The sequence below is a fragment of the Polynucleobacter sp. QLW-P1DATA-2 genome, assembly GCF_001870365.1.
Taxonomy (GTDB): Bacteria; Pseudomonadota; Gammaproteobacteria; order Burkholderiales; family Burkholderiaceae; genus Polynucleobacter.
Genome location: NZ_LZMQ01000006.1, coordinates 1 through 9,363, shown reverse-complemented (window position 1 = coordinate 9,363; position 9,363 = coordinate 1). Strand labels below are relative to the sequence as shown.

Here is a 9,363-nt window from a genome sequence, read left to right as displayed (position 1 = left end):
CTGCAGGATGATAGGATGGCCTACCAGTATCAGCAGGAACTACTCCTTCAAAACCTAAGCTGGCTAAATCAAGCTGGTCAACAAAGAGGTCAATGACGCGTACGGGGTTTTCTTCGGTAATGTATTCGTCAAGCAGCTCAGGTAATAAAGTACTTTGGGTTCGATCTTGGCCGACAATGAATCGTTTCATTTTCATGAACATCCGTTAATTAGTGATACTTAATTAACGTTTGAGGGTGCTTAGGTGTTTACAAAAACAGGGGGATTATTGGGGGTTTTTACACAGCCTCGGCCAATAAGATCCCCTCTAGTTACTTTGCCGCCACCTCAGTCAAGTCAATTGATATTTTCTTAACTAGCCTTTGATTGAGTTAACTCATTCCCTTCTAGTAATTGCCCCATCTTCATTTCAGTCTTAATGCTTTCTTCTTGAAGCCATTGATGGAAAAGTTTGAATATTGGCTTTTCATTAGCCTTTATTCTCGATACTGCATAGTATTTTCTTTGCCTAGCTCCAATTACCCCAAATGGAGCACATAACTTACCGATAGAAATGTCGTCGGCCGCTAGAAATAGAGGGGCAAGAACTATTCCCAATCCTTCATTTGCCGCTTGAAGTGCAAAGTACATCTGTTCAAATTGAAGTGGGGTAACTGCGGGTCCATAGCCGCCAACTCCAGCTGAAGATGCCCACTCAGACCACTTCATTGGTGCAGTGTCATAGGTTATTAGCGTGAATTTACTAATGTCATTTGGAGATTCAATGATTTTCCCTTTTAGTAAATCTGGGTGACAAATTGGCAAAATTGTTTCCGACATAAATGCAGTTGAGTTATCCATCTCGGGCTCTTCTTGAAAGCCCCGTATCGCAATGTCGTACGAGAATTCTCTAAAATTTATTGGTGCAGTTGAAGTTGTGAGCTTAATTTCAATCTCTGGATGTAATCTCTGAAATGAGGAGATGCGGGGAATTAGCCACCGCATAGTAAATGTTGGGGGTGCATTTACATTTAGGGTGGCAACTTCTGTAGAGCGTTCAGTTAGTCGCATGGTTGTTAAGGCAATGCGGTCAAAGGCAGGCGTAACAGTTGCTAAGAGCTCCTGTCCTGCTTCAGTCAGCCTTAGCTGAGATTGGGTACGTAGGAATAGCTGTGTATTGAGCCACTCCTCTAGAACGGCAACTTGCTTGCTTATAGCCCCCTGTGAAACGCATAACTCTTCGGCGGCTTTAGTGAAGCTATTGTGACGACCTGCAGATTCAAATGCCTTGATAGCGTTTAATGGAGGAATTTTCCTCATCTCAAATCCTTTAAAAACAGTAACTTATATGGTTATCTCATGAGAAATATTCATGATGCATGAGTAATATTACATTGCCTTCAACCCTATCGACGAACAAAATCTACAGTCAATAAGTTGTATTCATATATTTTTTGTCTCTATAGAGGTTGGTGCATACCCAATGAAAGCCGCTACTTTTGATTATGTTCGCGCTGAAAACTTAGAGCATGCCCTAAGTGTTTTGGAAGAAGTTGGGTCTGAATCCAAGTTGATAGCCGGGGGTCAAAGTCTTGTCCCGATGATGGCAATGCGACTTGCAAGGCCATCACTATTAATCGACATCAACAGGCTTGATGAATTAAAGCAATTAACCCAAGATGGGGAAACTATCCGCTTTGGGGCTTGTATAAGGCAGCGTGATATTGAATTTAATTCATCTCTTGATAAAACAGTTCCGCTAGTTAAAAAAGCACTCAACTGGGTTGGGCATAGCCAAACTCGTAATATGGGAACCATTGGTGGAAGTCTTTCATTTGCAGACCCATCTGCTGAGCTTCCTTTGGCTGCCCAAGTATTGGGGGCAACAATGCATCTACAAAGCGCAGCTAGTGGCGTCCGCTCTGTAGAGGCAGGAGAATTTTTTCTTGGTCCAATGTACACGGCAATCGCTGAAACAGAATGTTTAGTGGCGATTGATTTCCCAATTTGGAGTGGCTCGGGTATTGGCACAGCCTTTACTGAAGTGTCGATACGTAAGGGTGACTTTGCTATTGCATCAGCAGCCTGCCAGCTTCAGGTTGATGCACAAGGGATAGTTAGGCGTATTGCTTTTGGAGCCGGTGGTGTTAATGGCGCCCCAAAAGCCTTTCCAAAGCTTGCAGAAAAAATTGTTGGGAAAGTGCTAACAACTCAACTGGCGCAAGAAATGGCAAATGAAGCAATTAAACAATGTGATCCGGGTAGCGACACACACAACACGGCTCAATTTAGAAAAAGTCTGGGGTCAACGCTGTTGGCTCGAGTACTAATTGAAGCTCTTGAAAACGCAATGGGAAGCAAGTAATGGTAGATAAAGTATTAGTCCAGATCACTGTGAATAACACTCTTTATTCAAAAGAGGTTGAGCCAAGAATGACTTTGGTCGATTTCATTCGTGATGAAATTCATTTGACTGGTACCCATGTAGGTTGCGAGCATGGGGTATGTGGAGCTTGTTCAGTTCTATTAAATGACGACCCAATTAGATCTTGCTGTATGTTTGCGGTGCAGGCGGATGGCATGCAGGTTACAACTGTAGAAGGGCTTGCGCCAGCCCGTGGCCAATTATCCAATATCCAGGATTCATTTTGTGAATGCCATGCAATGCAGTGCGGATATTGCACTCCAGGCATGTTGGTAGCTTGCCATGACCTAGTAAAGAATAATCCGCACCCAACCGAGGAAGAGATACGCGAGGCTATTAGCGGAAATCTTTGCAGATGTACCGGTTACCAACAAATCGTCGATGCAGTTTTACACGCTACCGGTAAGGAGCGTAGTCATGACTGAAAAGAAATTTAAATATATAGGTAAACAAAGGCGTGCTGTTGAGCACCGTAGATTTGTAGTTGGTCAGGGCAGATATGCTGCAGACATTCATTTGCGTGATATGTTGCACGTCGCCATTGTGGCAAGTCCTTATGCCCACGCCAAGATTAAGTCGATTGATGCAAGTGCAGCATTAAGCCTTCCAGGTGTTCATGCTGTCGTTACTGGCGCTGACTTATTCGCCGATACGGATCCAACATTACCGGGTGTAGATGCTCCATTAGTTAAGCGTTACCCAATGGCCATTGATGTGGCTAGATATGCGGGCGAATGGGTTGCTGCTGTAGTGGCGGAAACGCGAGCTATCGCAGAGGACGCAATTGAATTAATTGAGGTTGAATATGAGCAGTTTGATCATATTGTTGATCCTGAAGCTGCCATGGATAAATCCTCACCTTTGGTTCATGAGGCCCAAGGCTCCAATATTATTTTTCAACGAAAATTTGTTTGGGGCCCAGTTGAGGAAGATTTCTCCAAGTGCGACCATGAAATTTCATATCGTGCACGTTGGTCAAGGAACTCTACCGTTCCTATTGAAACCTTTGCCGTTGCATGTGAATGGAATGACTCAACACAAATTATGGATGTTTGGGCTTCTATCCAGATGCCTAAATTTCCAGATCAATTGGCTAAGGCACTTCGTTTGGACGGAAATGCTGTCCGCGTTCATTTCGATATTGATGTGGGCGGCAGTTACGGAGTTAAACGCGGTCTGAAGCACTCTATTTTGGTTGCATATTTAGCTCGCAAGCTCAATCGTCCAGTGCGCTTTGTTGAGGACCGGCTAGAAAATATGCGTGGCGGGGATATGCAAGGCCCTGATCGAATTTTTGACGTTACGATGGGCTTTACTAAGGAGGGAATTATTCGCTCCATGAAGATGCGGGCAATTGACGATATCGGCGCATACTCAGGCCGCTCCCCATTACAGCTTGGTAAGCCGGTCGGTGCAATTATTGGTCCTTATCGCATTCAAAGTGTTGAATACGAAGCAATTGCCGTAATGACCAATAAGACCCCACAAGAAGCTGTGCGTGGTTTTGGACAATCACCAACTAACTATGCTATTGAAACCGGGGTCGATCGAATTGCTCGTTTCCTGAATATGGACCGTATTGAGTTGAGGAAAAAAAACCTCATTGGAAAAAATGAATTTCCATACTTGATTCCAAGTGGCACCAGCTATGACTCTGGTGACTATGAAACGGTACTAATGAAGGCTCTTAATGCAGCCCCGCTCTCTGATTTAATTGCCGAGCGTGATCGTTTGCGTGCAAGCGGATTGTTGGCTGGTATTGGGATGTCAACTTGTTTAGAGCCTTCAGGTGGAAATTCGTCATTCGAGCCACTCTTTAATCCAAAAAATCAGACCACTACATGGATGGACTCCTGCTTGGTCCGTATTGATTTGTCTGGAAGCATTACCGCTTTAATGGGTACATCTTCATCCGGTCAAGCCCATGAAACCTTAGTTTCAACAGTAGTTGGCGAGGTGCTTGATCATCAGCCCGATAACATTCGCGTACTTCATGCTGATTCGTTAAATGCGCTTCCATCAAATAGTCCCGTAGGTAGTCGCATGGCAATCATGTTGGGTGGCGCTGCGGCTGGGGCGGCTAAAAAATTGCGAGTGAAGTTATCAAAGATAGCAGCCCATAACCTGGGCGCCCCTGTCGAAGATCTTCAATATGACAGCGGCACCTTTTCTTCCATTAGTAATTCAGGCAAATCTATGAGTTGGGATCAGCTCGTCGATATTGCTCATCGTAAATACCATCAGTTGCCAGAGGGTATGGAGCCTGGCCTGCAAGAGAAATTCGTCTGGGAAGTGCCTACGGGTGGAAAGCTTCCAACTGAAGATGGCAGGGTCCAGATGTATCCCTGCCATTCATTCGAGGCGCATGTGATCTTGGCTAGTATTGATCCAAACACTGGCAAAGTAACTATTCACAAGTATGTGTGTGGACATGATTGTGGTGTCATGATTAGCCCTGGAGTTGTTCATGGGATGACTTATGGTGGCATCGCTCATGGTCTGGGCGCAGCATTATTCGAGAAGTTTAGCTTCTCCGATGAAGGCCAACTACTGTCAGGTACCTTCATGGATTATTTAATACCTAGCGCTCATGAAGTTCCATCCATCACGATTGTTGACCATTGCACTCCATCACCATTGACAGAATTTGGGCAAAAGGGATCGGGTGAGGCTGGTTATCTTGGTAGCCCGGCGGCTATAGCCAGCGCTGTTAATGATGCGCTTGCCTCAAAAGACATCTCAATCAATACGCTGCCAATGACCCCAAGTGCGCTTTGGAGCGCAATTAATGTGGGTATTGGCGCTGTGAAGGCCTAAACATGTCAGTAAAAGTAGAGCAATTCAAAAAGTATTTGCCAACGATGCAGGCTGGAATTACCCTGCACGTCTCTGGTGAAGAGGGCAAGCCAGTGGTTTTCATGTCTCATTCCATTCTTTCTTCAAGCAAGATGTGGGATGAGCAGGCTGAATTGTTGGTCACAAATGGTTATCGAGTGGTGCGCATGGACACAAGAGGTCATGGCGAATCTGATGCAACCAATCCCCCATACTCAATGAAGGATTTGGTGGTAGACACGATCGAGGCTATGAACTCTTTGAACATAGATAAAGCACACTATGTTGGCTTATCTTTGGGTGGTATGACTGGGTTTGGTTTGGCAATTGATTATCCGAATCGCTTCCATCAATTCATTCTTTGTGATGCGCGCGCAGATGCCCCGCCTGCATTCTCTGCTCCTTGGGATGAGCGTATTGCTATAGCGAAAGAAAGTGGATGTGGCGCGCTGGCTAAATCGACCATCGAAAGATGGTTTGGTAAAGCTTTCGTGGAAGCCAATCCAGAGGTAGCTAATAAGTTACTAACAATTGCAACTAATACCTCTATCAATGGGTTTGTTGGTTGCGCTAGAGCTATTCAAGGATTGAATTACCTTTCAAGCCTAAATCAAATTACTGCTCCAACAACACTATTGGTGGGTAGTAACGACGGCCCTCTGCCGCAAGCTATGGCAGAAATTCAAAAGCTAATCCCCGGTTCAAAACTCGAAGTTATAGAGGGCTCTGGACACCTTCCAAATATAGATAACAGCAGTTGTTTTAATGATTTATTACTACAGGTATTGAAGGGCATTTAATTTTTAACAAACCTATTTTTAGTTAGGAGAAATATTATGAGCGAACAAATTCAGATTAAACAAGACGGAAGAATCCTCCGTATTACATTTAATCGTCCAGATGACAATGGTGTATCAGATCAAATGGCTGGTTCTTTGATTCAAGCTCTTAACACGGCACATGAAACATCCGACATGGTTGTAATTCGCTCAGTTGGTCCAGATTTCTGTACTGGCCGCGTTCGCGGACCAGATTTCCCGCCTGCATCGCCTGAAGCCTATACACGTAGAGATGAATACGATTCAATCTTCGGTAGCTATAGGGCTATTCGCGCATGTCAAATCCCGGTAATTACAGTATTAGAGGGAAGAGTTATGGGCTTTGGAACGGCGATCACCGCATTGAGTGATGTTTCATTTGCAAGTGATAAAGCAACTTTCAATATTCCTGAAATTGAACATAACGTCATGCCAACGATGGTGATGTCAGCTGTTTACGATCGCTTGAATCGCAACGCAATTTTGTGGATGGCCTATTCAGCAGACTTTATTAATGCACAGCAAGCATTGACCTATGGCCTTGTAAGTCAAATAGTTTCGGCTGATAAATTGAATGCGGAAGTAGACCGCTTTTGCAATCTATTGCTAAGCCGCCCACGTCCAGCAATTCTTGGACTCAAGGAATATATGCGAGTTTCGCCACGCATGGATGACCAAGGAGCTATCGATTACGCAAGAGCATTGCACTCAATGGTTAATACGTCAGCTGCAATGAAGAAAAAACCTCATTAACCTACCTTTAAAGACATAAGGCACCCATGGAAATTAACGGTACGCAGCTAATCAATGCGCCCCAAAAGAATGTTTGGGACTCATTGTTTGATCCAGAAATTTTGAAGAAGTGTTTACCAGGCTGCGAATCAGTCGAAGTGGTAAGTCCTGAAGAATTCAAGATGGTCTTGATGGCTGTAGTTGGACCTTTGAAAATTAAATTTAAAGGCAAGCTTTTAATGAGTGAAGTCAAAACCCCAACCTCTTGCCACATGGCATTTGAAGGGCAGGGGGGTGTTGCTGGATTCGGTAAGGGTACTGCAGATGTAGTCCTGGGAACAATTGGCGGCGAGACTCAGCTCACATATCAAGCAAGCGTTCAAGTTGGGGGGAAGTTGGCTCAAGTTGGCGCTCGGTTGCTTGAAGGAGTTGCAAAAAAAATTGCGGATGATTTTTTTGTTGCTTTTCGAAAGCAACTAAGCGGAGATATCGGGGTTGAAATTATTCCTGTGACTCCAACGAAAAACGTGTTGAAACCATTGGTGGGCGCTTCCGCAAGTAAGGCAGGTGTTTCCATCATCCAAAGAGAGCAAGGGTTAGGGCAGATGGTCCCAGCTTGGTGGTTGATTGTTGCCTTATTTTCAGGCGCGGTAATTGCAATAGCTTCCGTGCGAATTATGAATTAAAGATAAAAGTGGAGGAGACAAATTGAATATAAAAATAAATAATAGAAGAAGAATTTTGGTTGGGGGATTGCTAGGGCTTTTTAGCGCCTTAACTTTCAGCCAATCAAAGGTAGACAGATCCGGCAAGACAGTTAAGATAATTATCGGTTTTCCACCAGGCCAGGCAACTGATTCTGTAACGCGGATATTGGCCGATAAGTTGGGCGCCTTTACTGGGAATAGTTATATTGTTGATAATCGCCCCGGCCAAGGTGGAAGCATAGCATTGGGTGCTCTAGCTAAGTCACCAGCTGATGGCAGTGTAATGTCAGTTATTCATATGTCAGCAATCGCAACCAATCCACACCTATACCAAAGCGTGGCTTATGATTCATTAAAAGATTTTGAGCCTGCCGGACTAATTGGAGATCTACCTTTTGTTTTGGTTTGCAACCCAAATTTACCCTTTAAAAATCTTAAGGATCTAATAAGTTATGCCAAAACAAATCCAGATCAATTAACAAATGCGTCTTCTGGGAATGGCACCGTTTCCCATTTGGCGATGGAAAAGCTTAAGAGAGATGCGGGTATAAAAATTACCCATGTGCCATATAAAGGCAGTGTTGCTGGCTTAACCGATGTGATGTCAGGAAACGTTGCTATAGCCTTAGAGACCGCTTCATCTGTTCGTACATATGTAGAGTCTGGAAAATTAAGGGCACTGGCCATTGGAAGCTCCAAGCAAATTGGCGGGGTATTTGAAGGTGTTCCAACCTTAAGAGAGCTTGGCTTTAAAGATATTAATGCTGTAACTTGGCTGATGATTATTTATCCTGCCGGCACTCCAAAGCCTATTATTAGCTCTACATTTGCGGCACTATCGGCCGTGATGAGTAACCCAGAGGTAGAGCAGAGCCTTATATCGGTTGGCTTAATCCCACGGACAAGTAAAAGTCCTGAGGAAGCTCAAGCTTATCTGCGTAGTGAGTATAAGTATTGGGGGGATTCCGTGAAAGCGAGTGGCGTGAGATTGGAATAGTTTATAAATTATCTGCAGTTGATTTTTAACGAAGGGTAAATTTGTAGAATGAGAAAAGCTACATTTTTTATTGCTAAGCATCTTGATTGGATTGTGGATGTTTGCCTAAATACTTTTGCTGTAGATGCCTAGCCCTCGAGGCCAATTAAACTACTTACCCCTTATCCGCCGGGCGGCTGAGCTTATATTCTGACTAGAGTATTTGCGCAAAAATTAGGAGAGGCTTTCTCACAGCATTTAATTATTGATAAGCGTGATGGCGCTAACGAGATCATTGCAGCCAATTTTTTTTCAAAAAATTCCTCTGTCTCTTGCGGGTCGAGGCTGTGTAAAAACCCCCAATAATCCCCCTGTTTTTGTAAACACCTAAGCACCCTCAAACGTTAATTAAGTATCACTAATTAACGGATGTTCATGAAAATGAAACGATTCATTGTCGGCCAAGATCGAACCCAAAGTACTTTATTACCTGAGCTGCTTGACGAATACATTACCGAAGAAAACCCCGTACGCGTCATTGACCTCTTTGTTGACCAGCTTGATTTAGCCAGCTTAGGTTTTGAAGGAGTAGTTCCTGCTGATACTGGTAGGCCATCCTATCATCCTGCAGTGCTGTTGAAGTTGTATGTTTATGGATACCTTAACCGTATTGCATCGACTCGTCGCCTTGAAACTGAAGCGCTACGTAATGTTGAACTCATGTGGCTCATTACCCGCTTAGCTCCTGACTTTAAAACCATTGCGAACTTCCGCAGGGAGAACGGCAAAGCCATCCGTAAAGTCTGCGCCCAGTTTATTGAACTGTGCCGTCAGATGAATCTCTTTACCGAAGCCATGGTGGCAGTCGATGGCAGTAAGTTCAAGGCAGTG

Annotated in this window: 9 protein-coding genes and 1 pseudogene; 8 read left to right on the top strand and 2 right to left on the bottom strand. The window is 44.2% G+C overall.

Translation table 11 applies throughout. The features are described 5' to 3' along the window. Both A9236_RS09615 and A9236_RS09610 read right to left on the bottom strand, forming a co-directional pair. Positions 1 to 190 (bottom strand): annotated as a pseudogene (locus tag A9236_RS09615) (IS5/IS1182 family transposase); the annotation flags it as partial. A gap of 161 nt (positions 191 to 351) precedes the next feature. Then, positions 352 to 1,299: a LysR substrate-binding domain-containing protein gene (locus A9236_RS09610; protein WP_071465997.1), complete on the bottom strand. Its 948-nt coding sequence runs from the start codon at positions 1,297 to 1,299 to the stop codon at positions 352 to 354. A gap of 163 nt (positions 1,300 to 1,462) precedes the next feature. Between A9236_RS09610 and A9236_RS09605 the strand changes: the two genes are divergently transcribed. The 8 genes from A9236_RS09605 to A9236_RS09570 form a co-directional block, all read left to right on the top strand. Next, a complete protein-coding gene (locus A9236_RS09605; RefSeq protein ID WP_071465996.1) occupies positions 1,463 to 2,344 on the top strand; it encodes a xanthine dehydrogenase family protein subunit M in 882 nt (293 codons plus the stop codon). Then, positions 2,344 to 2,829 (top strand): (2Fe-2S)-binding protein, encoded by a 486-nt coding sequence (locus tag A9236_RS09600; protein ID WP_071465995.1) that lies wholly within the window; start codon positions 2,344 to 2,346, stop codon positions 2,827 to 2,829. The genes A9236_RS09605 and A9236_RS09600 overlap by 1 nt, the downstream gene beginning before the upstream one ends. After that, positions 2,822 to 5,221, top strand: coding sequence for a xanthine dehydrogenase family protein molybdopterin-binding subunit (locus A9236_RS09595; RefSeq protein ID WP_071465994.1), 2,400 nt, complete (start codon positions 2,822 to 2,824; stop codon positions 5,219 to 5,221). The genes A9236_RS09600 and A9236_RS09595 overlap by 8 nt, the downstream gene beginning before the upstream one ends. Before the next feature lie 2 nt (positions 5,222 to 5,223). Then, a complete protein-coding gene (locus A9236_RS09590) occupies positions 5,224 to 6,039 on the top strand; it encodes an alpha/beta fold hydrolase (protein WP_083393522.1) in 816 nt (271 codons plus the stop codon). 36 nt (positions 6,040 to 6,075) lie between these two features. Next, complete coding sequence (locus A9236_RS09585; RefSeq protein ID WP_071465993.1) at positions 6,076 to 6,810, top strand: enoyl-CoA hydratase/isomerase family protein; 735 nt, start codon at positions 6,076 to 6,078, stop codon at positions 6,808 to 6,810. A 26-nt stretch (positions 6,811 to 6,836) separates the two neighbouring features. After that, a complete protein-coding gene (locus tag A9236_RS09580; RefSeq protein WP_071465992.1) occupies positions 6,837 to 7,475 on the top strand; it encodes a carbon monoxide dehydrogenase subunit G in 639 nt (212 codons plus the stop codon). Between the two features lie 22 nt (positions 7,476 to 7,497). Beyond that, positions 7,498 to 8,493 (top strand): tripartite tricarboxylate transporter substrate binding protein, encoded by a 996-nt coding sequence (locus A9236_RS09575; protein WP_161485622.1) that lies wholly within the window; start codon positions 7,498 to 7,500, stop codon positions 8,491 to 8,493. 420 nt (positions 8,494 to 8,913) lie between these two features. Beyond that, positions 8,914 to 9,363, top strand: a 450-nt coding sequence (locus A9236_RS09570; RefSeq protein ID WP_143070630.1) for a transposase, incomplete at its 3' end; no start/stop codon positions are given.